Genomic DNA, 26,172 nt, shown 5'->3' with positions numbered 1-26,172 from the left:
TGTCTGTTCGTGCCATGCGTGCCACGCCTAACCTAGACTCGCGCGAGCAGGGCTCGCCTTTCCTCACTTCGCGACGCGTGCCGAGCGGTGCCCCGGCTGACCATGCATAACCGGGCCAAGCGTGCGTTGCCACGTAAGACCGATCTGGACATGGCATGCATCGACCGGACGTGCTACGCGTGCCGACCCGACCCGGACAAGTGACGCGCTCACACACGCAACCGCGCGTGCCAAAACTTGCTCGACATTGATCAACCGAGCTACACCCGGCCCAACCCAAGCGCTTGCGCCACGAATGCCTAAGCTTGCCCGAGCTTGCCATTCCGAACCCGGCCCGACCGAGCGTGACAGCCGTGCGTGCGTGGCAATAACCAACCTCGCCGGTCCCGGCGCTGCCGAGCCTAGCGCTGCGGGCTCAACCGTAACCTCGCAGACCCGAAGGTCATCGTGCTGCTCAAGCTGCGCGCCGACGAGCGCTATTAAAGAATTCGCGCAAATGCACCATCAGCGCTGTGTAGTCGTTCTCCATGCGAAGCTCTACCGCAAGCTCACGCATGCGTTCGAGTTGGCCGCGCGCATTGGCGAACGCCTCTGCGATCACCATGCGGGCCACTTCCGGTTGTTCGCGCAAGGTGTCAAGCGAGCTATAGCCGCCGCGCAGCGGGTGATGCGCATACACGCGTGGCGTGACATCAGGTGTCGGCGTGTCGGTCTGTTCCTCGCTCACAAAGCGCACGCTGCGGATGAGCGCTCGCGCCTGCTCGTCGCGGTACAGATCGGCAGCAGTGCTGTCGTTCCACTCGAACTCGGGATGCAGCGGATGCTTGACCGGCTTCGATTCCTGCCACACATTGCGCGGCATGAGCACGCCGCCCGCCTTGTCGTGCATCTTGCGCAGCGTGTCGCTCACGGTGCGCTGCCGGTCGGTGCTCATGCCGCCTCCGTCGCCAGTTCGCTTTCGTCAGGAGCGTCGGCCTTGCCGCGCTTGCCTTTCTTCGGCGTGTCTGCCGCCTGCTGCCGACGCCGCTGTACCTCTTCACCGAACCACGAAAGCAGTTCCTGTGTCTCGGCGTTGTAGGCAAGCGGCTCATGCATCGCCTGCTCCTGCACCTTGCGACCTCCCTGCTTGCGAATCTCGACGAATTCCTCATCGTCGGGGTCGCACACGCGGAACTGGCCGTAAGAGCCCGCGCCTTTCTCCACCCGGAAGTCACCGATGCCACGGATCATTCCCGCCGCCGCAAGCAGTCGTACAATCGCGGCGTCGCTCAGGTTCGGCGTGATGAATGCAACGGGAAAGACGAGGCACCAGCGTTCGAGAATGCATCGGCTGCGGATGTCAGGCGTGCGGTTTATATCGCTGTTCCGCACGACCGACATGAGAATTTTCGGGATGCCGTACACGCCGACCATTTCAACCGGCACCGTGGTTAGCCGACCGATTTGTGCGGCGGCGACCTTGCCGGGAAGGTCTTTCGCGGCATCGGCCATTGCGGCCTTGATTGCGCCACCGGGCACGCATAGCAGCGTGTCGCTGGGATTGTCGAGCACGTATGCTGCCGAGCGGAATTCATCGATCGGCTCGTGCTTGAGCGTCACGGCGCGCTCGGCGCTGTTCTTTCGCAGGCTCGGCAGGAGTAGCTGCTGGCGTGCCTTCTCCGCGAGCCGGTTGAGGATGAGAGGTGTCTGTCCGCAGATCGCAACCGAGATGCGCTTTTGTGAGAGCAGCGGGACGAGGATGCTCGCATCGGCTGCTTCAGGTGCTGCTTTCTTCGTTGCCATTTTTGAACTCCGTAAGTGTCACGCGTTAAGGGTGCAGGAGGTCACATGGCCGTGCGGCCTCCTGCGGGTACAACTCGACAGAAGTGCTAACTACTTTCTATGCATCCTTTTCACACGCGGCCTTGTCCGTAATGGCTGCTTCGCCAATTCATGCCGCGCCATCAACTTTCACGCGCTGCGTTGCGTGCCTCGCCGGTACTGACCGTGCCTGGACCAGAAACGCCCCGCGACGCCTAAACTGCCTCGACTCGACGGGCTCCGACTCATCCCGCCCGGTTAGGCCTGACCAGGCCGCGCCTAGCCTACCTGTCTCGACTTCTCATGCCCTGCACAATGCGGCGCGACCTAACCGGGCCCAGCGCTGCCGAGCGTGCCAGTGCGCACCGCGTCACGTTTGCCCAGACCGGACGCGCGTTGCGCTGCCTCGCGTGTGCTGCCACGCCTGTGCTCGCTTCGCCGTGTCACGTCATGCGTGCCGCGCTATGCCGAGACACCCCCCGCCTGACGCCACCGCGCCATGTCGCGCGTGCCTAGCCCTGCATCGGCTCGGCATCGCATGCCACCCGCGCGAGCCTGCACCGGGAGATGTGCGGCCTGAACGTGCGCAGTGATGACACGCGTGCCAAGCTGAGCCGTGCCACGTCAGAACAAGCCGAGCAATGCCACGCGTGCCCTGACGCGCCAAGAACGGTGTGACCTTGCCGGACCGAGCGATGCCAAGCGCAGCGAGCGATGCCGGAACCACAGACACGTCACGACATGACTAGCCCGGTGCTGCCATGCACGCACCACCCGGCCCTGACATGGCGGGCCAAGCGCTGTTTCGCCAAGTCAAGCGGGCCTAACCTCATCGTGCGGTGCGACTGCTCAGCAGAACGCGGCTGCCTTAACGCGTCTTGCCCGTAGCACGACTCGGAACGCCATAACGGGCCCAGCGCGTGAGCGCCTGTCCACACCGTCCAACCCCTGCGGGGCTCTTATTGCCTACCGCTTGCCTGCCTTGGTCACATCGATTGAAGGCCAACGGCGGGCGACCGCGCGCTGTACGGTTCGCTGCTGGCTCGGCGTGCCGTGCTGAGCTACACGCGCAAGCGCATTGCGGGCTCGCGCTATCGTGTTGATTGGATAGGCGCGCTTCGACGGAAAGGCAAAATTCGACGGCTTGATGCGTGCCCGACCTTTGGCTGTCAGTGTCATGGCTATACCTCCTGTGATTGCGATCACGCCTTCGCGGTGTCCGTCGAGGATGTTGCCGTGCTCATCGTATTCGACGGGAACGAGCAGCACGCCACGGTCTTCCATGTCGGCATTGAGTGCTTTAATTTCCTCAAGCGACACCTTCGCCACTATCTGATAAACACTGGGGTTCATATCGAAGTCCTCGTGCGCAGCCACGCCACGGCGCGATAGCTGCCTGTTCGTGTATCGAAGTCGGGGCCAAACATCTCCGGGTCCGACTCGGGCGGTGCCTCGTCGACGGTCCGCTGCGCGGTGGCGCGTACCTCATCGAGCGTGATCCCGTTCACGATGACGCGGCGGCTGCCGCTGTACGTTTCGACGCGAATGCTTGCGCTCACGCTGCCTCCGTATCGATGTCACGCAAGTCGAGCCCGTAGGTCTGCAACACCTCGCGAATCTCGCGTACCGTGTCGGGCCCGAACCACGTCACGGCGAGAATGTCTGCGGGACGCTTCGCACACAGCTCGGCGACGGTGGTGATGCCGTGCGCGCGCAGGCGACGCGTCATCTGCTTCGGCAGGCACAGCACGTCGATGTCCTGTGCGGGGCGGATGGTCGCGGCGCTCATGCGCGTACCTGCTGACGGCGTGTGGTGACGAGCGCGCGAAAGCCGCCCGATTCGAGGTCGATGCGCGGCCCGAACACTTCGGGGCACTGCTCGACCGGCATCGCGTTTTTCTCGTCGAGCGCAGCGCTTAGGACGGTGTCGTGGTCCGCGCCGATGACGAGCACGCGCAATGCGCCGAATTCGTCGGTTTCCCGTTCAATCCGAATTGACGTGCTCATCTTTTCGCTCCGACCGGCCCATGAATTTGTGGGAAGGATAGAACCGGTTATTTGAATTACGCAAAGTGCGAAAAGCGGCCCGCGCGTCGGGTTAATCGCGCTTTAATGATTAACTGTCAACTCGACAAATAAGGTTTCTGTGATACACATAATGTGCTTTTGCTGAGTTCTCAAAACTAGACTAGGAGCCGCTGACAGCCAAAAATGCGCCCACGCAGCGCCCAACTTGCGCCCACTTGGCGCCCAAGTCGCGCCCACGCCGCGCCCACTTCGCGCCCACGAATGCTCGTCGAGGTATGCGGGTATACACCTACAAAGTAGGTTAGACGGGGCATGATAGGTGCGCGCAGACCGAAATATTTTGAGAAGGTCTGGAAGCCTTTCCAGCACTGGCGTTGCCCGGAAACGCACGCCCGGAGCCACTTCGCACATGTTGTCATCGGCGAAACATGGGACTACGATTCATCAACCTGTCATTCGTCGGAGTACACGAGGCCAGTGATGGCACGGGTGCGAAGTCTGAAAATTGCGCAGGGGCATGCCGCCCTGCTCGAAGCCATCGACCTCTGCGGGTCGATGGGCGAACTCGCTCGCAGGGTTAACCAGTACGTGCCATGCACGAACGGCCGCATCGATCAGTGGTTGCGCCGTGGTGTGGCCGTGCCGCCGGCCGTTGCGCCGTTCATCGCCCACGCTGTGAATGACCAGGTATCGGTTTACCGACTGTGCCCCGAATACGCGCGGGGCTGGGCACTGCTGCACAAACAACTCACTGCCGCCAACAGGCGACGGCGAAAGGCTGACGTTGGCCTTTAATCGCCAGAAGCTCGGCGGCAACATCACCGAACTTCCGTAGCAAAAGAAACCGGGTTGGTTGTTATTGAACCAGCGCGACTTTTTGCGCGCTCCGTTTTAACGCTTTACTCACTTGGAGGCATCAAGAGAGCGCTGGAGCTTTTGCCGTTCGTTTTATCCGAGCAGCGATGCTGTTCGGAATGAATGGCAATGGGCCATAAGAAAGTTGAGAGATGGATTTTAGTGCCACTTACCATGTTTCCTTATTGAGGACCGAAAGTGGAGACGCCAATAGTTGAATCGGTCGAGGGCCCTGAATTACGCAAGCTGAAACCGCATCCGCTCACGCTGCTCGTGCCGCCGAGCCCAGGCATCAGCGTGCGGGACGCCATCGATGTGCCGGTGATTCTGGCCGATGGTGATGTGCTCGATGGTCGGGCGCGGGTCAGCGAAGCGGTACGCCTCGGCATCCCGTGCCCTTACGTGAACCTGTCGCCGCGGCACCACGAGCATCCCGCTCTCGTGCTGGCACGGGCGATGGTGGCACGCGCGGAGCCGCCCGACCGTGCGCTGTGCGCGCTCGTGTGCGCACGTCTCGTGGACGCCGTGCGCAAGCGGCCCGCATGGCTCGACCACTATGACAGCGGTTTCAGCGCGCGTTTACACAAGCAACACCACCTCGTCGAGTTCTTGGAAGCGGGCGGGGCCACGTTGCGCTCGTACCAGCGCGCAAAAAAAATTCTCGAGGACCAGCGCATCGTGCTGGCCGTTCTCGACGGCGCGATCACGCTCAGGATGGCCGAGACGCTTGTGCGCGAGGTGCCCGGAAAAAAACGTATGGCGTTCGTCAGCATGACGGACGAGCAGCGCGGCGCGGCACTCGCGCACCTGCACACTCGGCGTCACAGGCCGCAGCGGCTCGAAGGCTGCTAGTGGATACACACACAACGGCGCGCGCTGCGGCAGCGGTGGGCGCCACACAGGAGAAGGACGATGAGCACCCCGCGACGTAATGCCATCAGGTTTATTCCAGATTCCACAGAAAATCTCGAACGCGTCATCAACGGCACGCTCCGCAAGTGGGCGGCAGCAAGTCGTTGCAACCGACCCGGCCCGTGGATCGCCCTCGACCTTGCGGCCATGCCCGACGCCGAGCAGGAGATGCATGCGCGCAACCTGATGACAGTGCGGCCCCTGCCATGCGAGTGCAACGAATGACACGACGGGGAGCACGATCATGGCATCGCGATATGAGCGGCAGGGGCGCTCGCGCTTCCGCACGATACAGGTGCGCATGTGGGGTGATGAGAAGTTCAAGCGGCTGTCACCGATTCCGCCGTGCGGTCAGGGCCTGTGGGTGTACCTGCTGACCGGACATCACACGGGACCGATTCCAGGGCTCTTTCACACCGGCCCCGCTGCAATGGCCGAGCAGCTTCACTGGTCCCTCGAAGACTTCGCGAAAGCCTTCGATGAAGTCTTGCAGCAAGGAATGGCGCAAGTCGATCTCGATGCCTGTGTCGTGTGGATTCCGAAGGCTGTCGAATACAACAAACCGCAGTCGCCGAACGTCGTTCTGTCGTGGGCCAACGAGTGGGACCTCATGCCCGAATGTGCGCTCAAGTGGGAAGCACGCGAAACGCTGCGCGCCTTTATCGGCGGGCTCGGGAAAGGGTATCCGAAAGCCTTCGCTCAGGTTTTCGACAATCACTCGCCAGAGGCTTTGCCGAAGGCTTCGGGCAAGACTACGTGTAATCAGGAACAGGAACAGGAACAGGAACAGAAAGACTCTAAAGAGTCTTTAAAACATATACGTCCTGCTCGCGCGGACGGCGCTGCGCGTGACCTGCTCGGCGACGAACACGGCAGCGCGAACGGCACCGCACGCCATGTCGGCATCGCGGAAGTGCGCAAGGTGTTCGGCTACTGGCAAACCGTCATGCACTCACCGCGCTCGAGGCTCGACGACAAGCGTGAGCGGAAAATCCGTATCGCGCTGCGCGACTTCACGCCCGAGGAACTGCAAGCCGCCATACGCGGCTGCTCGAAAGACCCGTGGCACATGGGCACGAATCATTCTGGCCGCGCATTCAACTCCATCGAACTCATCCTGCGCGACTCGCAGCACATCGAAAAATTCATCAGCTATGACAGCAAGCCAGCGCTGCCCGTGAAGCCGAGCGGGCCCGTAGCGCGGCAGGAACGCCGCGCACGCACCGCGAAGGCGTTCGGCCTCGTGACGAGCGAGGGCGTGGTTGACGTGCCGCCTGAGGACTGCCATGACATCACCCGGCACTGAGACGCGCGGCGCGTGGCTGTGGCGCAAGATGGCAAACGTGTACGGCGCGCAGTTCCTCGACATGTGGGAAGGCGTCGATGCCGCTGACATGCAGGACACATGGACCGAGGCCCTGCGTGCGGCGAACGTCACGCGCGAAGGGCTCATGCGTGGCGTGTCGAAGCTCTGGCACGTTAGGCGCCCGCCGACGCTGCCCGAGTTCATCGAGCTATGCGCGCCGCCGTCCGCGATGTACCGGCAACGCGCGCTCGCGCTCACGGACGAGCGTCGCACGTCGCCCGAAGAGGCGCGGGCCCAGCTCGCGAAGGTGCGGGCGCTGGCCGAGCAGGTGCTCGTGGATTCGCGCGGCACGAGCGCTGCCGGTATCCGCTGGGCGAACAGGCTGCTCGAACGTGCCGCTGCTGGCGAGGACGTCACGCCGGGACAGGTCGAGCACGCGAAACAGGCCATCGAGCAGTGGCTCATGACGCACGGCAGGCACGACAACGGGCACGAGCGCGAGCCCGGTTGCGATGACGAGGTGATCGAATGACCCGCATCGAATTCACGATACTCGGGGAGCCTGCGAGCAAGGCGAACTCGCGAGAGATAGTGGCGCGCACGACACGCGACAAGGAAACCGGCGAACTCAAGACTCGCCCGATGAGCATCAAGTCAGACAAGGCGCGCGACTATGAGGCGGCATGCATCAAGCAGATTCCGCCGAAGGCACGGCAGCGGCTCGAAGGCCCCGTGCGTGTCGCTATCCGAATCTGGTACGCAACCGAGCGGCCCGACCTCGACGAGTCGGTGATTCTCGACTGCCTGCAGGATCGGCATGCATGGGTAAAGCACGGCACGGGTGAGCGCAAGGTGCTCGTGCATCGTGGCTGCTATCGCAACGACAGGCAGGTGCGGCAGAAAGTCGTGCTGCACGGCATCGACCGTCACAACCCTCGCGCACACGTCATCATCGAGCCGTTGCAGGCGCAACAGATGGAGTTCGCGCTCGATGAATCCTTTGACCCCTTCGCACTGGTTCACTCATGAGCACCGACCCCGTAAGCAAGCAGCATCACCTTGTGCACGCGCTCGCGTGGAAGCAGCACCTGCAGCACGAATGCGAGCGCATGCGCGATGCCCTGCATCACATCGAGGACATTGCCTCGACCAGCGCCGATCCGAAGTCGCTGCGGACCATCGCACAGGTTGCACGCAGTGCGCTCGCGCCGTCGCAGCCACCGAACCCGAAATTCGGAGCGCAGCGATGAGCGGCTATCAACCCGGACCCGGCAGGCTCACGCCGCCACCGTCGACGCACACGCACCGATGCCTTTGGCCAGGCTGTGAGGTAACCGTCAACGCCGACATGTGGGGTTGCCGCCCGCACTGGTTTGCGTTGCCGAACAACCTGCGTGCGTGGATCGGTCGCGCCTACCGGCAGGGCGTGCGCACGAACACACATCCGTCGCAGTCATGGCGCAACGCACACGCTGCTGCGCTCGCATGGATCGCTGAGCATGGACAAGGTTGACCGCATCCTGCTTGACTGGTTCGAGTGGGACAACGGCTGGGAACCCGTCGCGGGCTACGGTCGCGATGACGCCACCTGCGGGCTGTACCAGACCTCGCGGCAGTGGACAGGCTTCGATGACGAGGAGGTTGATCGGCTCGTGCTCGAAGCGACCGCGCAGCTTGTCGGCCCGCTCGTCGCGCGGCTCGACATGCGCATGCGGCTCGCCGTCAATGTCGAGGTGTACAACCTGCACGTGGGCGCGAAGGTGTGGCGCAATCCGCGCTGGCCCGAGACACATGACGCCGACTACCGGCGCGCGAAGTTGTGGCTCGCGCCACAGTTCGCCGCGTGCGAACTCATGTCGCGCGAGGAACTTGGCGATGTACGCAGACCGCAAGCCGCGCTCAACCGCGCACAGGTCACCACGCACACCGCGACCGCTAACGGGCGGACAGAGGATCGAAGCTGCACACAGGCAGGACCGCGCGGAAGCCATGCGGCGTCGCCACCCGAGCAGCGCGGGCAGCAGCGCGACGGCGGCACGCGTGCTGTGGTGGTGCATGGCGAACCGCGCCCACGGCGAGGGTGAGCCCGACGAATGAACCTTGCGGTTTGAAAATTTTTGTACAAGAATGCGCACCAAGGCCCGCAGTGTGTCCAGAGAAAAGCGAAAGCCCGAACCTTCACCGGTTCGGGCTTTTTCTTTTTCTGGCTGTACCGCCCGCCGCCATTAGCTTTCCGGCCTGACCCCGCCCCCCTGTACCGCTGCTCCCCGGAGTGAACTGCCATGACTGCCACGCCCCGCACCCGTGGTCGGAAGTGGCTGCGCATTCGTGCGCGACAACTTAGGCTGCATCCGCTGTGCGCCGAGTGCCTGCGTGCTGGTCACGTCACGGAAGCCACCGAAGTCGATCACATCGTGCGGCTCGAAGACGGAGGAACCGATGACCCCGGCAACCTGCAGAGCCTGTGTCACGAGTGCCACGCGGACAAGTCGGCCCGCGAGTGCGGCCACACGCGCCCGACCGGCTGCGATGCTGACGGAAACCCGCTCGACCCGGCCCATCCGTGGCGCGCGTGACGCGGCCCGCGTGGTCGCCTCGGCGGGCGCGGCTCGGCGGGGGGCATTTTTAAAAAAATACTTCAAACCGCGAAAACCCCGCGCTCACCTTTTTCTGCGAGATCGCAGGATAGGGCGGGGGGGTCGGAACGCAGAGCCAGAGACGCGAGAAGCGCTCAAGCTCGCGCGAGATGCGTCGCTGTGGCGTTCGCCATGCTGCGGCGATGGTTGCGCGTCATGACACGCGCGCCATCGCGTCAGTGGCCCGCTGACGCTGTTGAGCGTTGGCCCATCGAAAAGCTGATTCCGAGCGCTCGCAACGCGCGCACGCACACCGACGAGCAGATCGCGCAGCTTGCGGCGTCGATACGCGAGTGGGGGTGGACCATCCCCGTCCTCGTCGACGAGTCGGGCGGGTTGATCGCCGGTCACGGGCGGGTGCTCGCGGCGAGACAACTGGGTGTGATGGAGGTGCCCGTCATGATCGCGCGGGGTTGGTCAGAAGCCCAGAAGCGCGCCTACATGCTGGCCGATAACAAGCTCGCCCTGAACGCGGGATGGAATGACGAACTGCTGAGCATCGAGCTTGCCGACCTTCAGTCGATGGGCTTCGACCTGCCGTCTATTGGTTTTTCGGATGCCGAGATCGCGGACGCGCTCATGGGCCACGACTTCACACCGGGCGATGCGGGCGGGCAAGGCACGCTCGACGCAAAGCAGCCGATCGTTTGTCCGAAGTGCGGCCATGCGTTCACCCGTTGAACTTCGCATCGACTGGTGCACGCCTGAGGCGGCGGCGTACGCAGTGCTGCACTGGCACTACTCACGCCGCATGCCGATGCCACCGTGCGTGCGCATCGGCGTGTGGGAAAACGACCGCTTCATCGGCTGCGTGATATTCGCGCGGGGCGGCTCGCCGTATCTCGGCGCGCCGTATGGTCTCACGCAGCTTGAGTGCTGCGAGCTTGTGCGCATTGCGCTGTGCAGTCACGAGACGCCTGTGAGCCGCATCGTGTCGATAGCGATCAGGTTCCTGCGCAAGTCGAATCCGGGCCTGCGGCTCATTGTGTCGTTTGCCGACACCGCGCAGGGGCACCACGGCGGCATCTATCAGGCCGGCAACTGGATCTATGCGGGCCGCACTGCCGACTCGATTGAGTTCTGGCACGAGGGCCGATGGAAGCACAACCGCGAAGTCAGCGGCGGCGCGTTCGGTGGAGCGCGCAAGGTCGCGGACCCGTCGCGGCTACCGAAGCGCAGGACACACGGCAAGCATCGATACCTCATGCCGCTCGATGACGAGATGCGCACGAGGCTCGTACCGCTTGCCAAGCCGTATCCGAAGCGGGAAGCAACGACGCGTGAGAAGCAGGCGATGGCTGGTTCCACCAGCACAGCGGCAGTGCAGCGCTGACCCTCACGCTCCACATTCACAGAGGCAACCATGCCGGGACCGAAACCGAAACCGACAGCGCTCAAGCTCATCACGGGTAACCCTGGCGGGCGCCGCCTGCCGAAGCGGGAGCCGAAACCGCGCAGCGGTGTGCCGCGCCGCCCGCCGCATCTCGACGCGACCGCAGCTGCGGAGTGGGAGCGCATCGTGCCCGAGCTACTGGCGACGGGCCTGCTCACCGTCATCGACGGCATGGTGCTCGCGGCCTACTGCATGGCGTACTCGCGCTGGGTTGACGCCGAAGAGGCACTGCGGCGCATGAAGGAACGCGACGGGCTCACGCACGCGCTCATGATCAAAACGTCGAACGGCAACGCCATCCAGAACCCGCTGGTCGGCACCGCGAACAAGGCGCTCATGGTCATGTCGCGACTTGCCGGTGAGTTTGGCATGACGCCAGCCGCGCGGACCCGCATCGAAACAGGTGTGCCGAATGGCGACACGGGCGACGAGGCGCGCCACTACTTCTGACGTGGTGACGCGCTATGCGCGCTCAGTGGTAACCGGGAAAGAGATCGCAGGTCCGCATGTGCGCGACGCGTGCAGGCGGCACCTTGACGATCTCGAACACGGGCCCGCTCGCGGGCTCAAGTGGAGTATCAAGGCAGCAAACCGCGCCATCAATTTTTTCGGTGACGTGCTACGGCTCAACGGCGGCGAGTTCGAGGGTCTGCCGTTCAGGCTGCTCGACTGGCAGGCATTCGTCATCGGCTCGCTGTTCGGCTGGCTGCGTGTCGACGGCTCGCGCCGCTTTCGTGAGGCATATGTCGAAAGCGGGAAAGGGTCGGGCAAGTCACCGCTTGCTGCGGGCGTCGGGCTGTACATGCTCACCGCCGATGACGAGATGCGTGCCGAGGTGTACGCCGCGGCGACGCGGCGCGACCAGGCGATGATTCTCTTTCGCGATGCCGTGGCGATGGTTGACCTCTCGCCCGAGCTATCGCGCCGACTGCTCAAGAGCGGGCGCGGCGAGCGCTGCTACAACCTCGCGTATCTCGCCAAGGGCTCTTTCTTCCGGCCTATCTCAAGCGACTCAAGCGGACAGTCGGGACCGCGCCCGCACTGCGCGCTCATCGACGAAGTGCACGAGCACCGCGACCGCACGGTGATCGACATCATGCAGGCTGGCAAGAAAGGCCGACGCCAGCCGCTCATCTTCCAGATTACCAATTCGGGTGTTGACCGCACCTCACTCTGTTACGAGAAGCATGAATACGGCGCAAAGGTGTCCGAGCGCGTGCTCGATGACGATGCGTTTTTCGCCTACATCTGCGCGCTCGATGAGGGCGAAGACCCGTTCAACGATGAAGCGTGCTGGGTCAAGGCGAACCCGTCGCTCGGCGTGACCATCCAGAAGTCGTACCTCGACGAGCAGGTGCGGCAGGCGCGCGGCATGCCGTCGCTCGAATCGGTGGTGCGGCGGCTCAACTTCTGCGAATGGGTGGACGCTGAAAACCCGTGGATCACGGGCGAACTGTGGCGTGCGTGTGAGTGTGAAACGCTCACGCTCGCGGACTTCGACGATGCCGTGGTCTATGGCGGGCTCGACCTCTCGGGCCTGCGCGACCTGACCGCGCTCGCGGTTGCGAAGCGCAACCCCGACGACTCCGTTGATGCGTTCGTCGAGTTCTGGACTCCCGAAGACACGATGCTCGAAAGAGCCCGCCACGACCATGTGCCGTATAACGCGTGGGTGCGCAAAGGCCATCTGTTCGCCACGCGCGGAAAGGTCATCAAGTACGACGAGGCCGTGAAACGCCTCGCACACCACGTCGAGCGCATGCACTTCGAGGGCATCGCCTACGACCCCTACCGCATCAAGTATTTCCGCGACGAACTCGAATCGGCCGCGCTCGCGCTCGACATGGTGCCGCACGGTCAGGGGTTCTATCGCTCGCAGGATTCGCAGCTTTGGATGCCGCGCTCGATTGAACTGCTTGAGCAACTGGTTTTCAGCGGCAAGCTGCGCGTGGTTTTCAACCCATGCCTGCGGTGGAACGTTTCCTGTGCGGTCATCGAGCAGGACGCGAAAAACAATCGCATGTTCCGCAAGCGCAAGGAAAACGGCCGGCGTATTGACGGCATCGTTGCGCTCGCAATGGCCGTGGGGTACGCGCTCAACAAGGCGAGTGAGCGCGAGCCCGAGTACCAGATGTTCGTCATCTAGGAGCACACACCATGAACCGTGACTACTGGGCGCTCGAAGTCAGGAGCGCCGATGATGATGCGCGCGTGATTGAAGGCACCGCCACGACACCTGTACCCGACCGTTATGACGACATCGTTGAACCGATGGGCGCGCTGTACAAGCTGCCGATGCCGCTGCTGTGGCAACACAACCACGACGCGCCGGTAGGTCATGTCGAGTTCGCTGAGCCGAACGAGAAAGGCATTCCGTTTCGTGCGCGGCTCGCGCGACTCGACGAACCGGGTAAGCTCAAGGATCGGCTCGACGAGGCGTGGCAATCGGTGAAGGCCAATCTCGTGCGCGCCGTGTCGATCGGCTTCCTGCCGCTCGAAGAGTCGCAGCTTGAGCACGGCGGCTACCGGTTTCTCAAGTGGGAATGGGTCGAGCTAAGTCTCGTCACCATTCCCGCGAACCCCGAAGCAACGATTCACACCATCAGGTCCATGCATCGCCGCACTGTACCCACCGCGTCAGGCAACAAGGGCAGTGTCGTGGTGCAGCTTGACCACAACCCTGCGCGCGTCGGCGCTAAGCCATTCGTGATCCGGAAGGTTCACGTACAGGAGTAGCCATGAACCTCGCAGAACAGATCGCCGCGTATGAAGCGAAACGCGCGGCGCACGCAGCACGTATGTCCGAACTCATCGAGCTATCGGGCGACAAGGGCGAAACGCTCGAAGCTGAAGCGCAGGAGGAATTCGACACCCTGCAACGCGAGATCGAAGCCATCGACGGGCACCTGAAGCGCCTGCACATCGTCGAGGCCGCGCAGCTTGCGCAGGCCGCGCCTGTGCGCAATATCGGCTCCGCTGCCGCTGCTGCCGCAGTTCGAACCGTGCAGCCTGCAACCGCGAGCGTCGCTCCGGTCATCAGCGTGCAGCGCAACCTCGAACGCGGCACCGCATTCACGCGTTTCGTGATCGCGATTGCACGCTCGAAAGGCAACCTCATGCAGGCCGTGGAAATGGCCCAGGCATGGCGCGAAACGACACCTGAAGTCGAGACGGTGCTACGCGCCGCAGTGGCGGCGGGCACCACGACCGACCCGGCATGGGCCGGTGCGCTTGTGCCGTACCGCTACATGGCCGACGAGTTCATCGAACTGCTTCGGCCTGCCACGATCATCGGTCGCATCGAAGGCTTCCGGCGCGTGCCGTTCAACGTCAAGATGCCAGCACAACTCACGCCGTCAAGCGCAGCGTGGGTCGGTGAAGGCAAGCCGAAGCCGCTGAGCAAGCTGACCTTCGAACTGCTCACGCTGGGCTTCGCCAAGGCAGCGGGCATCGTGGTGCTCACCGAAGAACTAGTCCGCTTTTCCGATCCGTCTGCCGAAGCGGTAGTGCGTCGCGACATGATCGAAACCATTGCCCGCTTTCTCGATGAGCAGTTCATCGACCCGAGCGTGGCGGCGGTCGCGAACGTGCACCCCGCATCGGTCACGCACGGTGCCCCGACCATCGCCGCGAGCGGCAGCGATGGCAACTCGCTGCGGGTCGATATTGCGCACCTGTTCGCGCTGTTCGTCGAGGCGCACCTGTCGCTCGCTGGTGCCTACTGGCTCATGTCGCCCGTGACGGCATTGACTATCGGCATGATGCAGAACCCGCTGGGGCAAAGCGAGTTCCCCGGTATCGACATGAACGGCGGTCGTTTCTTCGGTCTGCCCGTCATCGTGTCAACCACCGTAGGCGACATGATCATCCTCATCCAGCCGCGCGAAATTCTGCTGGCGGAGGACGCGCTCACCATCGACATCTCACGCGAGGCATCGTTGCAGATGAGCGACACGCCGAGCGACGGTGCTGCTCAACTCGTGAGCCTGTGGCAGCAAAACATGGTCGGCGTGCGTGCCGAGCGCTATATCAACTGGGCCTCGCGCCGCCCCGGTGCTGTCGCCTATCTCACCGGCGCGGACTACACACCCGTCATGATCAATCCCGGGCTGCTGGGTGCCGGCGGTGGCACTGAGCCAGGCACGATCGGACTCGGCGGCGCCACGCGTCCGAGCGCAGACGAAAGAAGGCGCGAGCGGCGCGCACAGGAGGAACGCGACAAACCGCAGGCATGAGGCTCGCACCTCCTATCAATCAACCGCACAGGGCGGGCCTTCGGGTCCGCCCTTTTTCAATCGGAGCGCGGACATGAAACCACAGGCCGAACAGAAGCAGCAGAAAAAGCGCAAGGGCAAGAGGCGCGACCCGCAGCCTGTGACGCGTCATGACGCGAAGCCAGAGAAGGGTCGCTATGCACGGCGCGACATGCGCGCGCTCGACGATGACGGAGCGTGAACCATGCGCATTCTCGGCATGGAGATCACACGCGCCGCGCCGCGCAATGAGGTTGCTGCAGGCGGCAGCGCCGATGACGAGCGGCTGTGGAACTGGAACGGCAACGGCGGCGGCTGGTGGCCCCTCATCATCCGCGAGCCGTTCGCAGGGGCATGGCAGCGGAACATCGAGCTTGCGCCCGAAACGCTGTTGGCCTTTCACGCGATCTATGCCTGCATCACGCTTATCAGCAACGACATCGGCAAGCTGGAAATACGGCTGATGCGGCGTGACGATGACGGGATATGGCTACCGGTCACCAATCCCGCATATACGCCTGTGCTGCGCCGACCGAACAGTTACCAGAATCACATCCAGTTCACCGAAAACTGGATCATGTCGAAGCTCACGCGCGGCAACACATACGGACTGAAGGAACGCGACGAACGCGGAGTCGTGCGAAGGATATTCATTCTCGACCCCGAGAACGTGTTGCCTGTCGTGACACCTGGCGGCGATGTCTACTACCAGCTAAACGCAGACAACCTTTCGGGCATCGCAGATTGGGGCATCGACTGGATCGAAGGCGTGGAGGTTGAGGGCCGCGACGTCACGCGACAGATAACGGTCCCCGCGAGCGAGATGATTCACGACCGCATGAATTGTCTTTTTCATCCGCTCGTCGGCACGTCTCCCATTTTTGCATGCGCGCTCGCTGCGCGTCACGGGCTCGCGCTCGAAGGTGGGGCCACCGCGTTTTTCGAGAACGGTGCGATGCCGGGTGGCGTGCTCGTCGCGCCCGGTGCGATCAGCAATGAATCCGCCGACCGCCTCAAGCGGCAATGGGAAGAAAAGTTCTCGGGCCCGAACCGTGGGCGCATCGCGGTACTCGGTGACGGGCTCAAGTACGAGCAGATCGGCATGTCGGCGGCTGACTCTCAGCTAGTCGAGCAGGCGAAGTTCAACGCCGAGATAGTGTGTTCGGTTTTCCATGTGCCGGGTTTCATGCTCGACATCGGCAAGATGCCCGGATACAACAATGTCGAGGCACTGCTTCAATTCTATTACTCGCAGTGCCTGCAATCGCTCATCGAGGCGTATGAGCTAAGTCTCGATGAAGGGCTCAACCTGCCGAACGGCTACCGTACCGAACTCGACCTCGACGGGCTCCTGCGCATGGACAGCGCAGCGCTCATGAAGATGCTCAAGGAAGGCGTTACGGGCGGTCTGCTCGCGCCGAACGAGGGGCGTCGGCGGCTCAACCTTCGCCCCGTGCGTGGTGGACAGACACCCTACCTCCAGCAGCAGAACTATTCACTCGAAGCGCTTGACGAGCGCGACCGTGGGAGCCCGCTCGGGCCGGCTGCGGCACCTGCCGCGCCCGTAGCGACACCCGATCAGCCACCCGCACAGAACGCGGTGACTGCCGACGAGCTTTTGCAGTTCGGCAGGGACAGCCTCACGCGCGAGGTAGCACTTCTCGACGGAGCGCGCCATGACACCGAGTGAAGCCAGGCAATTCATGGGCGTGGTGGCTCAGCTGATCAGCGAGCACGTCAGCAGCGCACTCGCGCCGTTTGGCGCGCGCATCGCTTCGCTCGAGGATCGTGCGCCGGTCGACGGGCGTGACGGTAAAGACGGCGAACCGGGCCGCGACGGGCGCGACGGCATCGACGGAAAGGACGGCGGCAATGGCACGAACGGTATCGACGGAAAGGACGGCGGCAATGGCACGAACGGAATCGACGGAAAGGACGGCGCACCTGGTCGCGATGGCGTGGACGGCGCTGCCGGTGCTGATGGTATTGCAGGCCGTGACGGCATCGATGGCCGCAATGGCGCTGACGGCGCAGCAGGCCGAGATGGCATCGACGGTGCTCCGGGTCGTGACGGCGTGGATGGTGAGCGCGGGGCCGTTGGCCGTGACGGATTGGATGGTGAGCGTGGGGCCGATGGCCGCGATGGCATCGATGGGGCGCCCGGTCGCGATGGCATCGACGGGCGTGACGGCGAACCCGGCAAGGATGGCGCTCCGGGGACCGATGGTCGCGACGGTCGCGACGGCAAGGATGGTCGCGACGGCGCGCCCGGTCGCGACGGTATTGACGGACGCGATGCTGCGGAGCTTGTCGTGCTCGACGGCATCGACTCGAACCGCACCTATGCGCGCGGCACGTTCGCATGGCAGGAGGGCGGACTGTGGCGCGCGGAGGCGAAGACGGAAGGCATGAGCGGATGGCGATGCGTCATGAACGGCACGGCAGCCGTTGATGTTATCCATGACGGCGAACGTGCCTTCTCGATGCTCGTGCGTCGTACAGATGGCACGGTCGAGCCGCACGCGTTCACGCTGCCCGTCGCGCTCTATCGTGGGGTGTATGAGCAGGGCCGCACCTATGAGCCTGGCGACATCGCGACATGGGCCGGTTCGATGTGGCATTGCAACGCGACCACGACCGACAAACCGGATGCAGGTTCAGGCGCATGGACGCTTGCGGTAAAACGCGGGCGCGACGGTCGCGATGGAGGCAGGTCATGACACGCCAATGGTGGATGTCCGATCACAGGCTTTATCTGGACTGGATCTATGCGCCGCTTGTGTGGGATGACAAATGGGGCCGCTTGTGGTTCTCGCTCGACCTGCCGCCCGACGACGAGCACGAGGAAAGATACCGGCGCGAAATCCAGATGCTTTGCAGTGTCGAGGAAGCGAAGGAATGGCTTCGTATCGATACCGATGACATGGTGCCAAACCTGAAGATTGCCATTGCGGGCGTGAGCGAAATGGTCATGACGTACCTCAAGCGGCGGCGCAATTTCAGGGATGACGAGATACCGCCGAGCGTGAAGCTCGCCACGCTCGCAGGCGTCGGCTACGTGATCCGTGACCCTGACGGCGTGGAGGCCGCGCAACTGGAGATGGGCTTTCTGCCGAAGCACGTCCTGAACATTCTCTATCCGCGCCGCACTCCCACTATCGCTTGAGGCTCCTGTCATGGCAACCCGCACATCAGGTATGCGCGCTGGACGCCTGCGCCATCGCATCAAGCTGCAGGCCCCGAAGGTCGAGGTGGACCCTAACACAGGGGAACCGATCATCGTTGCGTGGCTGGACGTCGCAACCGTATGGGCTTCGATAGAGGCGCTCTCCGGTCGCGAGTGGCTTGCGTCGGACCAGTACCGCCCCGGCGTGACAACGCGCATCCGCATCCGCTGGCGCGACGGCGTGACCTCCTCCATGCGCGCGCTGCATAAGGAAACGGTCTACAGCATCGACGCCGTGATTCCGAACTTCGAAGGCATGGCCGAGATGCAGCTGATGTGCGGTGACGGCATCGTGACGCAGGGAGGCGTGGCGTGAACTTCTCGTTCGACGTCAGGGGCCTCGCTGAGATGGAGCGCTTTCTCACGACGCTTCCTGAGGAGGTCGAACGAAAGATGCTCTACGGCGCGCTGATGGGTGCCGCGTTTCCGATTCTGGAGCAGGCGCGCGAGAACGTGCGCCGCAACTTCGGAACTTCAGTCAGGTACACCGGCACGCTCGAAAGAGCCCTCGTGCGCGGGCGCAACCGCCGCACCAAATTCGCGGCGCGCGTGGACATCAAGATTCGCAGGCCGAGGCAGAAGGGCAAGCGAACGATGCGCGGGACATCTGGCACGCCCGTATTGAAACCGTTTGGAGACGATGCCTTCTATGCGCGCTTTCTGGAGTTTGGCACTTCGCGCATGATCGCGCGCCCCTTCCTGCGACCTGCAGTCAATGCCAAAACCGCCGTTGCGACCGAGCGCTTCGCGAGAACACTGCGCAAGCGCATGGAGGCTTATTGCAAGCGAAACGGCGTGACGTATCGCCCATTCTGAAAGAGGGAGGCGCACCGTGAACGAGGCACAACTGTTCAGGCTGGTCGAGCCTGCGCTCCCCGGCAAGGTGTTTCTGATGCTCGCGCCAATGGAGGCACGCGAGCCATACGTGATTCTCTCGCTGGTCAGCGGCACGCCGAGCCTCACGCTTTGTGGCGATGCGAAGGCAACGCAACTCGACTATCAGATCGACTCCTACGCGCGCACCTATGGCGACGCGCTCGAAGTCATGCAACGCATCGCAGACATCGTTGACGGCTGCGACGGCGATCCAATCATCAAGAACAGTCAGAACCTTTTTGAACCGGACACGCGAATTCATCGCGTGAGTGTCGTCGTTTCAACGTGGTCCCAACCGGAAGAGGTGCAATCGTGAAGAAGGCAATCAGCGCGCAAAAGACGAAGTTTATGCTTGAGAACCCCAACGCACCTGCTGCGGCAACGGGATTTATTACCAGCCTCTCGAAGTCGGCCCCGGCGACGGCGATCTTTAGCGATGTGTCTGCGCTGCGTGAAGGCGCGCCGGTCTACATCATCGGCACCGGCTTCGCAAGCATCGACAATCGCTCCTGGGTGGTGCAGGGCATCGACATCAACTCGCGTGCTGCGACGCTCGCGAATTCGGACACCTCCCGCGAACCCGGCGACTTCAACCCGACTGCTGCGTTCATCATGCGCGCGTTTACGGACCTCTGCGTGGTCTCCTACCAGATCAATCAGACCGCAGCGGCCGAGATCAACGTGACCACGCTTTGCGACGACGAACAGTCGTTCCTCGCAGGCTTCAGCGACCCCGGCACGCTCACGTTCGACTTCTTTATCAATGCGACCGACCCCGCCTATCAGGCGCTGCGCGAAGCGCAGAAAGACGGGATGGAGCGCATGCTCGAAATCATTTACCGGAACAAGGCCGTGCGGACGGTCCCGGTGATCGTGCAGAGCATCAACGAGAGCGGCGGCGTCGATCAAGCAATTCAGGGTTCTGCGACGCTGAAAATCACCGGTCCCGATGTCCTCACGATGCCACCCGGCGACCAGACGCTCGACTATGTGCTGATCCCTGTAGTCGTGCCGACCTCGGGTAACGTGCCGCTCGACGTGACGCTGACGCTCAACGAAGCAGGCGGGCAGGCCTCGCAGTTCAAGATCGACTGGAAGGACGGCTCTGCGGTCCAGACGACCAACAACCATCAGGCAACGCACGCCTACACCAGCGCGGGCCAGTTCAGGCCTTCCGTTGTTGCCGTGATTGCCGGATACGAGACGGCTCCGTTCGCTGCGCAAAACACCGTGACGGTACAGCGCCTGCCGTATGGCGCCGAGGTACGCATCGATCCTTCGACGGGCGACGCGCCGCTCGATGTGGCGCTCACGATTGATGAGACGAACGGCCCCGCTGAACACTTCAACGTGAATTGGGGGGATGGCTCGACCATCCAGCAGATCACCGCCCTGACTGCTATGCATACCTACGAGGAAGCGGGCCTGTACTTCCCGACTGTTGCACCGCGCGTGGATGGCGTCACGCTGACGCCGATTGCAGCAGGCGAGGTATCCGTGATCCCCGCGTACGAGGCCAGTGTGAGTGTCGTGCCGACATCAGGCTCGGTTCCGCATGACGTGACGCTTACTGTCACCGAGACGGAAGGCAGCGCGGGATCGTTCAGCGTGCTCTGGAATGACGGCAGCGCCACAGAAACGATTACCGGCACCACGGGCACGCACACCTATACGGCTGCGGGCACATATACGGTCAGCGTCATTCCGCGCGTCGCGGGCCAGGATCGCGATGCCCTCTACTCGCAGCAGATCACCGTGAGCGCCTAAATGAACGACTTGGCTAAACCTCCAATCCTCTTCGAAATCCCTGCGCCTCTCTCCGAGAAGGTGCCGACGCGCAATTTCGGCATCGTCACGATGACGTCGCCGCCGCCGCACGTTATCGAGAAGGTGTTTGGCAATCACGTCAACGGGAAAGACGACGAGGCCCCGTATCGCGAACTCGTTGCCGAATGCGCACGCGGCGAGAAGGGCGAGCGCTTTACTGCTGGCCTGCTCGCGAACCTCCCCGGCCAGTGCTTTGGTGACTGGCTCGACCTGCGCTCTGCCGTTGTGCGTGTGTGCGGCCTGAACAGGGAGGCCGTAGCAAAAAACTGAGCAACCCCGTCACTCGCCTCGTGTTCGCAGTCGCCCAGCAGCTCGGCATGACAGCGGGAGAGGTGCGGGGTCGCATGGATTCGCATGAACTCTTTTGCTGGGCGTTGTTGCTTTCTCCTCCTGATCCAAAGCGCGATGACGTGCCCGAGTTGATCGATGTCGAGGATGAGATAGCAGTCTGGGGGAACTGAAATGGCAAGTGCGGGCAGTCTCGTATTTGATCTCGTGGCGGATGTTGCGCGCCTTCGTGGAGACATGAAGAAGGCGAATGACGTTATCTCTTCGTCACTCAAGAGCATTCAGAACGCGACGCAGGCAATCGGCATAACGATGGGCGCGAACATGGCGATGAGCCTCGCGCGGAGTTTCGCCTCATCGATGCAGGCCGCTCTTGACCAGACCGACGCGCTGGGCAAGCTTGCGGAGCGCTACGGCACAACTGCAGAAGCGATGTCGGTTCTGCAGTATCAGGCCAAGACGTCGAACGTATCGGTCGAGACGCTTACGACCTCGATGCGGCAAATGGCGAAGGCGATGGTGGACGGCCAGAACCCTGCTTCGACGCAGGCGCAGGCGTTCCGCGCAATCGGCCTGAGCATCGACGACCTGCGCCGGAAAGACCCGGCACAGGCGATGGCTGATATTGCAGAGGCGATGTCGGGCTTCGCGGACGGCGCGGACAAGGTAGCCGTTGCGCGCGCAATCTTCGGTCGCGCAGGCGACGAACTTATCCCGATGCTCAACAAGGGGCGTCAGGGCTTCGAGGATGCGAAGAACGAGGCGGAAGCGCTCGGCCTTGTCGTGTCCACGCAGGCTGCAAAGGCCGCTGCAGAGTTCACAACCGAGCTGACGAAACTGCGCGAGGCAGGTGACGCAATGAAGCGGCAACTCGCCGCGGAGTTGCTGCCGTCCCTGCAGGAAGTCGTTAGCTGGATGATCGAATCTATCCAGACTGGCGGCTCGCTTATCACGATCATCGAAGCCATCGGTGATGCTGCTGCGCTTGCCGCAAAGGCAATGATCGGCGCAGGCGGTCTCGTGCAGGCAGGCAAGCAGTGGTTCAACATCATGAAGGGGACGACGCAGATAGGGAAACTGTCTGCGGAGCAGCTTGCGGAGAATGCGAAGAAGAATGCGGAGATGACTGAGGAGTTGCGCCGGGGCCTTGATGCCACTGCTGACGCGATGGCGAACGTCACGAAGCGTCGCGACGAATTCAAGCGCAACCGGGGCCAGCCAGAGAAAGACCTCGGCAATGAGGCCGCTGACGCCGGAAAGAAGGTGCTGAGTTTCAACGATGCACTCAACAAGGCAGCGCGCGCAGGCAGGGTCGCAAAGGCGGGCGTCGATGAGTTTGCGCAGATGCTCAAGTCGCTGCAGGAGGAGTTCAGGCGCACGCAGGCGAACGGCGATGAGATGGCATTGCTGCTGGCTGACCCGCGCCTCTCGAAGTTCTCTCAGGATCAGGTCGCGCAACTGACTGCGCAAAAGCAGGCGACACTCGATCTCGCTCAGGCACAGCGTGCAGCGGTCTATGAACTCGAACAGGAAGTTGCCCAATGGGAGCAAGGCCGCGCGGCATACGAGGAGCGCAAGAAGGGGCTCCTCGACTTCGCCAACGCGACGAAGGATGCGCTCGACCCGACGCGCGACTACGTGCGCACCGTGCAGCGGCTTGTCGAGGCAAACCTCGCTGGGCATCTATCGGCAGGCGAACTCGGCGCGGCTATCGACGCGCTGAAGGACAAAACCTTCAACGCCATTGACCCGATGCGGAAGCTGGCTGACGAGATGAAGGATGCGATGCTCGGTTGGGGCAAGCAGGCGTCCGACACGTTCATCGACTTCATCAGCGGCGCGGGCGACGCGAAGAAGTCATTTGGCGAAATGGCCGCTTCGATCCTGCGCGACATTGCCAAGATGCTCCTTTACAAGAACGTGATTGAGCCGCTATTCAGGGGCATTTCTGGCGGCTTCGGCGGTGGCATGGGCGGCATCTTTGGCGGCTTCTTCGGTTCAAGCGCAGACATCGGCACAGGCGACACAGGCGCGCTCTCCTTCGGTGGCAATCGCGCGGTCGGCGGCCCGACCTATCCGGGGCAGTTCTATCGCGTGAACGAATCCCCCTTCGCATCCGAGTTCTTCGTGCCGAGCGCGCCGGGGCGCATCGTGCGCGATGGCGGCGGCGACACGCCGATGAATGTCTCAATCACGATCAACACGCAGACAGGCGGAACGGATGTCGAGGGCGACACCGCGCAGGCGATCGAACTCGGCAAGCGCATGGCAATGGTTGCGCGTCAGGTCATCGCGACCGAGAAGCGAAACGGAGGCCTGCTCGCATCATGATCAACTATTACTGGCTGCTCAACGAGCAGGGATCGCCCCGCAGGATCACGACTGACGAGGACTGGCGCAGGCTATTCGCCGAGGTTGCGCCGCACGCGGTCGGCGCGATTTTCTACTGGTGCCCGACGGCTGCGAATGCTTCTCTCGAACCGCGCGTGATCGAAACGCAGTTCGGCGATGGTTATACCCAGCGCAGGCCTGCAGGCCTCAACACGCAGGATCAGGAATGGAACCTCGAATTCGCCAACCGGAAGAAGGTTGACGCTGATGCAATCCTCGCTTTCCTCTCTGAGCGAAACGGCGTCGATATTTTCAACTGGACGCCTCCGCGCACGTCAAAGGTGCTTGACGTTATCTGCCCGGACTGGTCGTGGACGTATGGCGAGACGCTTGCGGACGGCGCGCGCGCAATGACAGTCAGCGCCCGCTTCGTGCAGCAGCACGCGTAGCGGAGGCCCCATGAATATCCGAGGAGCCGCGCAGGAGTTGCGACCCGGCGCGGTGATTGAGCTATACGTTCTCGACATCTCGCAGTTCGGTGCCCCGATTGTTCGCTTCCATGCAGGCACGAACAAGATCGACGGAGACGTTATCTGGCAGGGCGCCGTCTATCAGCGCTTCCCGGTGCAGGCGACAGGCTTCGAGTGGAAGTCGCAAGGCACGCTGCCGCGCCCGACGCTCGCGGTGTCGAACATCACGTCGATCATCTCCGCGATGTGCCGCATGTACGACGACATGGTAGGCGCGAAGGTGATCCGCAGGCGCACGCTCGCGCGATACCTCGATGCCGTGAACTTCCCTGCAGGCAATCCGAGCGCGGACCCGAACGAGGCCTTTCCTGACGATGTGTTTTTCATCAACTGCAAAACGCGTGAGGACATGGAGGTCATCGAGTTCGAACTCGCGACGGCCTTCGACGTGGAGGGTGTGCAACTGCCGCGCAGGCAGGTGATCCGCAACGCGTGTCCGTGGAAGTATCGCGGCGACGGCTGCGGATATGCAGGCCCAGCGATCAACGCAGGCGACACCTGCGACAAGAGCCTCGCGGATTGCAAGGCCCATTTCGGCGTTCATGCGTGGCTTCCCTTCGGCGCGTTCCCCGGCGCAGGAGCATACAGATGACGCGCGACTTCTCTACGGTCATTCCTTTGATCAGGATTCACGCCGATGCTGAAGCGCCGCGCGAGTGTTGCGGCATTGTCATTGAGAAGCGCGACGGCGCGCTTCAGTACGTGCCGTGCAGGAACCTAGCGCGCGCGAAGGATCAGTTTGTCATTGACCCGAAGGACGCCGCGCAGGCCGAAGACTTCGGGCAACCCGTCGCGTATGCACATTCGCATGTGTTTGAGCCGCCGACGCCGAGCGCTGCTGACCGCGAGAGCATGGCGCGCTCGGGCCTGCCGTGGATCATCGTCAACCACCCGGAGGGTTCCTTCACGATCAACAGTGCAGCGCCCTTCGTTGCGCCGCTTATTGGCCGGAAGTTCGTGCATGGCGTCCATGACTGCTACGGCATCGTGCGCGACTACTACTTTACCGAACTCGGCATCGTGCTCAACGACTACCCGCGTTTGTGGGGCTGGTGGGAGCGCACAGACGGGCCGGACCTCTATCGCGATAACTTTGCACGCGAGGGGTTCACTGCAATCCACGAGGGAGCGCTTGACGCTCCTGCGCTGCGCCTGCTTCGTCTGCATGACGTGTTGCTCATGCGCATACGCACGCCACGCGACAACCACGCCGCAGTGTATGTCGGTAACAACGTCATCCTCCATCACCTGATTGATCAGCTCTCGTGCCGTGCTGTGTTCGACGGCTTCTACCAGCGCCGCACGACCGCGATCCTTCGCCACCGTAGTTTCATCGGGAGGGACTAGCACATGGTTACGGTGAGGTTTTACGGGAGCCTGCGCCGCTTGTTCGGTGAACAATGGACGCTCGACGTGCATAGCCCGCGCGAGGCCATTCACGCGTTGATGGTGCAACTCCCCGGCCTGCGAAGGTACTTTCAGGAGAACGCGACAAGGCACTTCCTCGTGCGCGGCGACGAGCAGGACTATGACGAGCACGACCTCGACTTCCCGCAGTCGAAGGGCACGCTTGCCGTCGTGCCTCTTGTGCATGGCGCTGGCGCGTTCGGAAAGATTCTCGCGGGCATCGCGCTTATCGCCATCGGCTTCTTTCTGCCCATCGCAAGCGCTGCAGTCATGAGCCTGGGGGCGGCGCTCGCGCTTTCTGGCATCGCGCAACTCCTCTCGCCGCGTCCTGCTGCTACGGCGACGCCGGAACGCGCAGACAACGAACCATCGCTAGCCTTCGACGGCGCCGTAAACACGATGGGGCAGGGCGGGCCTGTTCCGCTCGGCTACGGCCGCATGCGCGTCGGCTCGCAGGTTATCAGCGTGGGCTTCTCCACAAATAACGAGATCATGGTGTAAGCG

At 62.9% G+C, this 26,172-nt stretch carries 35 protein-coding genes; 29 read left to right on the top strand and 6 right to left on the bottom strand.

Features of this window, described 5'->3' with window-relative positions:
- Positions 1 to 454: 454 nt before the first annotated feature.
- The 6 genes from AB4Y35_RS29175 to AB4Y35_RS29150 form a co-directional block, all read right to left on the bottom strand.
- A complete protein-coding gene (locus AB4Y35_RS29175) occupies positions 455 to 934 on the bottom strand; it encodes a hypothetical protein (protein ID WP_368689696.1) in 480 nt (159 codons plus the stop codon).
- Complete coding sequence (locus AB4Y35_RS29170) at positions 931 to 1,599, bottom strand: hypothetical protein (protein WP_368689697.1); 669 nt, start codon at positions 1,597 to 1,599, stop codon at positions 931 to 933. The genes AB4Y35_RS29175 and AB4Y35_RS29170 overlap by 4 nt, the downstream gene beginning before the upstream one ends.
- Positions 1,600 to 2,766: 1,167 nt before the next feature.
- Positions 2,767 to 3,153: a hypothetical protein gene (locus tag AB4Y35_RS29165; RefSeq protein WP_368689698.1), complete on the bottom strand. Its 387-nt coding sequence runs from the start codon at positions 3,151 to 3,153 to the stop codon at positions 2,767 to 2,769.
- Positions 3,150 to 3,359: a hypothetical protein gene (locus AB4Y35_RS29160; protein ID WP_368689699.1), complete on the bottom strand. Its 210-nt coding sequence runs from the start codon at positions 3,357 to 3,359 to the stop codon at positions 3,150 to 3,152. Before AB4Y35_RS29160 ends, AB4Y35_RS29165 begins: the two co-directional genes overlap by 4 nt.
- Positions 3,356 to 3,589, bottom strand: a complete 234-nt coding sequence (locus AB4Y35_RS29155; RefSeq protein ID WP_368689700.1) for a DNA-directed RNA polymerase subunit alpha C-terminal domain-containing protein — start codon at positions 3,587 to 3,589, stop codon at positions 3,356 to 3,358. The genes AB4Y35_RS29160 and AB4Y35_RS29155 overlap by 4 nt, the downstream gene beginning before the upstream one ends.
- Entirely contained in the window at positions 3,586 to 3,807 is a 222-nt protein-coding gene (locus AB4Y35_RS29150) for a hypothetical protein (RefSeq protein WP_368689701.1), read from the bottom strand. Before AB4Y35_RS29150 ends, AB4Y35_RS29155 begins: the two co-directional genes overlap by 4 nt.
- Before the next feature lie 501 nt (positions 3,808 to 4,308).
- On the opposite strand from AB4Y35_RS29150, the gene AB4Y35_RS29145 reads away from it, so the two are divergent.
- The 29 genes from AB4Y35_RS29145 to AB4Y35_RS29005 all read left to right on the top strand — a co-directional run bounded on the left by AB4Y35_RS29145 (position 4,309) and on the right by AB4Y35_RS29005 (position 26,169).
- On the top strand, positions 4,309 to 4,623 hold the full coding sequence (locus AB4Y35_RS29145) for a hypothetical protein (RefSeq protein ID WP_368689702.1): 315 nt from the start codon (positions 4,309 to 4,311) through the stop codon (positions 4,621 to 4,623).
- Between the two features lie 258 nt (positions 4,624 to 4,881).
- Positions 4,882 to 5,535, top strand: coding sequence for a hypothetical protein (locus tag AB4Y35_RS29140; protein WP_368707102.1), 654 nt, complete (start codon positions 4,882 to 4,884; stop codon positions 5,533 to 5,535).
- 60 nt (positions 5,536 to 5,595) lie between these two features.
- Positions 5,596 to 5,820 (top strand): hypothetical protein, encoded by a 225-nt coding sequence (locus AB4Y35_RS29135; RefSeq protein WP_368689704.1) that lies wholly within the window; start codon positions 5,596 to 5,598, stop codon positions 5,818 to 5,820.
- A 19-nt stretch (positions 5,821 to 5,839) separates the two neighbouring features.
- Entirely contained in the window at positions 5,840 to 6,901 is a 1,062-nt protein-coding gene (locus AB4Y35_RS29130) for a hypothetical protein (protein WP_368707101.1), read from the top strand.
- The gene (locus AB4Y35_RS29125; protein ID WP_368707100.1) at positions 6,882 to 7,433 is read left to right on the top strand and encodes a hypothetical protein; all 552 of its coding nucleotides are present in this window, start codon (positions 6,882 to 6,884) and stop codon (positions 7,431 to 7,433) included. Before AB4Y35_RS29130 ends, AB4Y35_RS29125 begins: the two co-directional genes overlap by 20 nt.
- Positions 7,430 to 7,930 carry a hypothetical protein gene (locus tag AB4Y35_RS29120; protein WP_368689707.1) on the top strand — a complete coding sequence of 167 codons (501 nt, stop codon included), beginning with the start codon at positions 7,430 to 7,432 and terminating at the stop codon, positions 7,928 to 7,930. Before AB4Y35_RS29125 ends, AB4Y35_RS29120 begins: the two co-directional genes overlap by 4 nt.
- On the top strand, positions 7,927 to 8,151 hold the full coding sequence (locus tag AB4Y35_RS29115; protein WP_368689708.1) for a hypothetical protein: 225 nt from the start codon (positions 7,927 to 7,929) through the stop codon (positions 8,149 to 8,151). The genes AB4Y35_RS29120 and AB4Y35_RS29115 overlap by 4 nt, the downstream gene beginning before the upstream one ends.
- A gap of 249 nt (positions 8,152 to 8,400) precedes the next feature.
- Complete coding sequence (locus AB4Y35_RS29110; protein ID WP_368689709.1) at positions 8,401 to 8,985, top strand: hypothetical protein; 585 nt, start codon at positions 8,401 to 8,403, stop codon at positions 8,983 to 8,985.
- 198 nt (positions 8,986 to 9,183) lie between these two features.
- On the top strand, positions 9,184 to 9,477 hold the full coding sequence (locus AB4Y35_RS29105) for an HNH endonuclease (protein ID WP_368689710.1): 294 nt from the start codon (positions 9,184 to 9,186) through the stop codon (positions 9,475 to 9,477).
- A gap of 216 nt (positions 9,478 to 9,693) precedes the next feature.
- Complete coding sequence (locus tag AB4Y35_RS29100) at positions 9,694 to 10,218, top strand: ParB/Srx family N-terminal domain-containing protein (protein ID WP_368689711.1); 525 nt, start codon at positions 9,694 to 9,696, stop codon at positions 10,216 to 10,218.
- Positions 10,202 to 10,870, top strand: coding sequence for a hypothetical protein (locus AB4Y35_RS29095; RefSeq protein ID WP_368689712.1), 669 nt, complete (start codon positions 10,202 to 10,204; stop codon positions 10,868 to 10,870). The genes AB4Y35_RS29100 and AB4Y35_RS29095 overlap by 17 nt, the downstream gene beginning before the upstream one ends.
- A gap of 30 nt (positions 10,871 to 10,900) precedes the next feature.
- Positions 10,901 to 11,380, top strand: a complete 480-nt coding sequence (locus AB4Y35_RS29090) for a phage terminase small subunit P27 family (protein WP_368689713.1) — start codon at positions 10,901 to 10,903, stop codon at positions 11,378 to 11,380.
- A 25-nt stretch (positions 11,381 to 11,405) separates the two neighbouring features.
- On the top strand, positions 11,406 to 13,076 hold the full coding sequence (locus tag AB4Y35_RS29085) for a terminase large subunit (protein WP_368689714.1): 1,671 nt from the start codon (positions 11,406 to 11,408) through the stop codon (positions 13,074 to 13,076).
- Between the two features lie 11 nt (positions 13,077 to 13,087).
- Positions 13,088 to 13,666 carry an HK97 family phage prohead protease gene (locus tag AB4Y35_RS29080; protein WP_368689715.1) on the top strand — a complete coding sequence of 193 codons (579 nt, stop codon included), beginning with the start codon at positions 13,088 to 13,090 and terminating at the stop codon, positions 13,664 to 13,666.
- Between the two features lie 2 nt (positions 13,667 to 13,668).
- On the top strand, positions 13,669 to 15,165 hold the full coding sequence (locus AB4Y35_RS29075) for a phage major capsid protein (RefSeq protein ID WP_368707099.1): 1,497 nt from the start codon (positions 13,669 to 13,671) through the stop codon (positions 15,163 to 15,165).
- Positions 15,166 to 15,238: 73 nt separating this feature from the next.
- Positions 15,239 to 15,385: a hypothetical protein gene (locus AB4Y35_RS29070; RefSeq protein WP_368689717.1), complete on the top strand. Its 147-nt coding sequence runs from the start codon at positions 15,239 to 15,241 to the stop codon at positions 15,383 to 15,385.
- Between the two features lie 3 nt (positions 15,386 to 15,388).
- Positions 15,389 to 16,873: a phage portal protein gene (locus AB4Y35_RS29065; protein WP_368689718.1), complete on the top strand. Its 1,485-nt coding sequence runs from the start codon at positions 15,389 to 15,391 to the stop codon at positions 16,871 to 16,873.
- Complete coding sequence (locus tag AB4Y35_RS29060) at positions 16,860 to 17,903, top strand: hypothetical protein (RefSeq protein WP_368689719.1); 1,044 nt, start codon at positions 16,860 to 16,862, stop codon at positions 17,901 to 17,903. The genes AB4Y35_RS29065 and AB4Y35_RS29060 overlap by 14 nt, the downstream gene beginning before the upstream one ends.
- Complete coding sequence (locus AB4Y35_RS29055) at positions 17,900 to 18,349, top strand: head-tail connector protein (RefSeq protein ID WP_368707098.1); 450 nt, start codon at positions 17,900 to 17,902, stop codon at positions 18,347 to 18,349. The genes AB4Y35_RS29060 and AB4Y35_RS29055 overlap by 4 nt, the downstream gene beginning before the upstream one ends.
- Before the next feature lie 10 nt (positions 18,350 to 18,359).
- Entirely contained in the window at positions 18,360 to 18,725 is a 366-nt protein-coding gene (locus AB4Y35_RS29050; RefSeq protein WP_368689721.1) for a phage head closure protein, read from the top strand.
- Complete coding sequence (locus AB4Y35_RS29045; RefSeq protein ID WP_368689722.1) at positions 18,722 to 19,225, top strand: HK97-gp10 family putative phage morphogenesis protein; 504 nt, start codon at positions 18,722 to 18,724, stop codon at positions 19,223 to 19,225. Before AB4Y35_RS29050 ends, AB4Y35_RS29045 begins: the two co-directional genes overlap by 4 nt.
- Positions 19,226 to 19,241: 16 nt before the next feature.
- Positions 19,242 to 19,601 carry a DUF3168 domain-containing protein gene (locus AB4Y35_RS29040; RefSeq protein WP_368689723.1) on the top strand — a complete coding sequence of 120 codons (360 nt, stop codon included), beginning with the start codon at positions 19,242 to 19,244 and terminating at the stop codon, positions 19,599 to 19,601.
- Positions 19,598 to 21,052 (top strand): hypothetical protein, encoded by a 1,455-nt coding sequence (locus AB4Y35_RS29035; protein ID WP_368707097.1) that lies wholly within the window; start codon positions 19,598 to 19,600, stop codon positions 21,050 to 21,052. The genes AB4Y35_RS29040 and AB4Y35_RS29035 overlap by 4 nt, the downstream gene beginning before the upstream one ends.
- Positions 21,053 to 21,382 carry a hypothetical protein gene (locus AB4Y35_RS29030; protein WP_368707096.1) on the top strand — a complete coding sequence of 110 codons (330 nt, stop codon included), beginning with the start codon at positions 21,053 to 21,055 and terminating at the stop codon, positions 21,380 to 21,382.
- A gap of 255 nt (positions 21,383 to 21,637) precedes the next feature.
- Entirely contained in the window at positions 21,638 to 23,731 is a 2,094-nt protein-coding gene (locus tag AB4Y35_RS29025; RefSeq protein WP_368707095.1) for a hypothetical protein, read from the top strand.
- The gene (locus AB4Y35_RS29020; RefSeq protein ID WP_368689727.1) at positions 23,728 to 24,180 is read left to right on the top strand and encodes a phage tail protein; all 453 of its coding nucleotides are present in this window, start codon (positions 23,728 to 23,730) and stop codon (positions 24,178 to 24,180) included. The genes AB4Y35_RS29025 and AB4Y35_RS29020 overlap by 4 nt, the downstream gene beginning before the upstream one ends.
- A 10-nt stretch (positions 24,181 to 24,190) precedes the next feature.
- The gene (locus tag AB4Y35_RS29015) at positions 24,191 to 24,853 is read left to right on the top strand and encodes a phage minor tail protein L (RefSeq protein ID WP_368707094.1); all 663 of its coding nucleotides are present in this window, start codon (positions 24,191 to 24,193) and stop codon (positions 24,851 to 24,853) included.
- On the top strand, positions 24,850 to 25,608 hold the full coding sequence (locus tag AB4Y35_RS29010) for a C40 family peptidase (protein WP_368707093.1): 759 nt from the start codon (positions 24,850 to 24,852) through the stop codon (positions 25,606 to 25,608). The genes AB4Y35_RS29015 and AB4Y35_RS29010 overlap by 4 nt, the downstream gene beginning before the upstream one ends.
- A 39-nt stretch (positions 25,609 to 25,647) precedes the next feature.
- The gene (locus AB4Y35_RS29005) at positions 25,648 to 26,169 is read left to right on the top strand and encodes a tail assembly protein (RefSeq protein ID WP_368707092.1); all 522 of its coding nucleotides are present in this window, start codon (positions 25,648 to 25,650) and stop codon (positions 26,167 to 26,169) included.
- Positions 26,170 to 26,172: the final 3 nt, after the last annotated feature.

It is taken from the genome of Paraburkholderia sp. EG286A (assembly GCF_040965375.1).
In the GTDB taxonomy this organism is placed as follows: domain Bacteria; phylum Pseudomonadota; class Gammaproteobacteria; order Burkholderiales; family Burkholderiaceae; genus Paraburkholderia.
Note: the sequence above shows the minus strand (reverse complement) of the source record. Positions and strands in the feature narration are given on the sequence as shown.

What these genes read in the sequence shown, in the direction of transcription:
- AB4Y35_RS29010 (WP_368707093.1), top strand. Translation starts at nt 24,850, where the DNA reads ATGACGCGCGACTTCTCTACGGTCATTCCTTTGATCAGGATTCACGCC.
- AB4Y35_RS29100 (WP_368689711.1), top strand. Translation starts at nt 9,694, where the DNA reads ATGACACGCGCGCCATCGCGTCAGTGGCCCGCTGACGCTGTTGAGCGT.
- AB4Y35_RS29105 (WP_368689710.1), top strand. Translation starts at nt 9,184, where the DNA reads ATGACTGCCACGCCCCGCACCCGTGGTCGGAAGTGGCTGCGCATTCGT.
- AB4Y35_RS29155 (WP_368689700.1), bottom strand. Translation starts at nt 3,589, where the DNA reads ATGAGCGCCGCGACCATCCGCCCCGCACAGGACATCGACGTGCTGTGC.
- AB4Y35_RS29075 (WP_368707099.1), top strand. Translation starts at nt 13,669, where the DNA reads ATGAACCTCGCAGAACAGATCGCCGCGTATGAAGCGAAACGCGCGGCG.
- AB4Y35_RS29130 (WP_368707101.1), top strand. Translation starts at nt 5,840, where the DNA reads ATGGCATCGCGATATGAGCGGCAGGGGCGCTCGCGCTTCCGCACGATA.
- AB4Y35_RS29025 (WP_368707095.1), top strand. Translation starts at nt 21,638, where the DNA reads ATGAAGAAGGCGAATGACGTTATCTCTTCGTCACTCAAGAGCATTCAG.
- AB4Y35_RS29065 (WP_368689718.1), top strand. Translation starts at nt 15,389, where the DNA reads ATGCGCATTCTCGGCATGGAGATCACACGCGCCGCGCCGCGCAATGAG.
- AB4Y35_RS29090 (WP_368689713.1), top strand. Translation starts at nt 10,901, where the DNA reads ATGCCGGGACCGAAACCGAAACCGACAGCGCTCAAGCTCATCACGGGT.
- AB4Y35_RS29030 (WP_368707096.1), top strand. Translation starts at nt 21,053, where the DNA reads ATGAACGACTTGGCTAAACCTCCAATCCTCTTCGAAATCCCTGCGCCT.
- AB4Y35_RS29110 (WP_368689709.1), top strand. Translation starts at nt 8,401, where the DNA reads ATGGACAAGGTTGACCGCATCCTGCTTGACTGGTTCGAGTGGGACAAC.
- AB4Y35_RS29020 (WP_368689727.1), top strand. Translation starts at nt 23,728, where the DNA reads ATGATCAACTATTACTGGCTGCTCAACGAGCAGGGATCGCCCCGCAGG.
- AB4Y35_RS29070 (WP_368689717.1), top strand. Translation starts at nt 15,239, where the DNA reads ATGAAACCACAGGCCGAACAGAAGCAGCAGAAAAAGCGCAAGGGCAAG.
- AB4Y35_RS29080 (WP_368689715.1), top strand. Translation starts at nt 13,088, where the DNA reads ATGAACCGTGACTACTGGGCGCTCGAAGTCAGGAGCGCCGATGATGAT.
- AB4Y35_RS29150 (WP_368689701.1), bottom strand. Translation starts at nt 3,807, where the DNA reads ATGAGCACGTCAATTCGGATTGAACGGGAAACCGACGAATTCGGCGCA.
- AB4Y35_RS29165 (WP_368689698.1), bottom strand. Translation starts at nt 3,153, where the DNA reads ATGAACCCCAGTGTTTATCAGATAGTGGCGAAGGTGTCGCTTGAGGAA.
- AB4Y35_RS29125 (WP_368707100.1), top strand. Translation starts at nt 6,882, where the DNA reads ATGACATCACCCGGCACTGAGACGCGCGGCGCGTGGCTGTGGCGCAAG.
- AB4Y35_RS29015 (WP_368707094.1), top strand. Translation starts at nt 24,191, where the DNA reads ATGAATATCCGAGGAGCCGCGCAGGAGTTGCGACCCGGCGCGGTGATT.
- AB4Y35_RS29120 (WP_368689707.1), top strand. Translation starts at nt 7,430, where the DNA reads ATGACCCGCATCGAATTCACGATACTCGGGGAGCCTGCGAGCAAGGCG.
- AB4Y35_RS29050 (WP_368689721.1), top strand. Translation starts at nt 18,360, where the DNA reads ATGGCAACCCGCACATCAGGTATGCGCGCTGGACGCCTGCGCCATCGC.
- AB4Y35_RS29175 (WP_368689696.1), bottom strand. Translation starts at nt 934, where the DNA reads ATGAGCACCGACCGGCAGCGCACCGTGAGCGACACGCTGCGCAAGATG.
- AB4Y35_RS29145 (WP_368689702.1), top strand. Translation starts at nt 4,309, where the DNA reads ATGGCACGGGTGCGAAGTCTGAAAATTGCGCAGGGGCATGCCGCCCTG.
- AB4Y35_RS29060 (WP_368689719.1), top strand. Translation starts at nt 16,860, where the DNA reads ATGACACCGAGTGAAGCCAGGCAATTCATGGGCGTGGTGGCTCAGCTG.
- AB4Y35_RS29115 (WP_368689708.1), top strand. Translation starts at nt 7,927, where the DNA reads ATGAGCACCGACCCCGTAAGCAAGCAGCATCACCTTGTGCACGCGCTC.
- AB4Y35_RS29095 (WP_368689712.1), top strand. Translation starts at nt 10,202, where the DNA reads ATGCGTTCACCCGTTGAACTTCGCATCGACTGGTGCACGCCTGAGGCG.
- AB4Y35_RS29135 (WP_368689704.1), top strand. Translation starts at nt 5,596, where the DNA reads ATGAGCACCCCGCGACGTAATGCCATCAGGTTTATTCCAGATTCCACA.
- AB4Y35_RS29055 (WP_368707098.1), top strand. Translation starts at nt 17,900, where the DNA reads ATGACACGCCAATGGTGGATGTCCGATCACAGGCTTTATCTGGACTGG.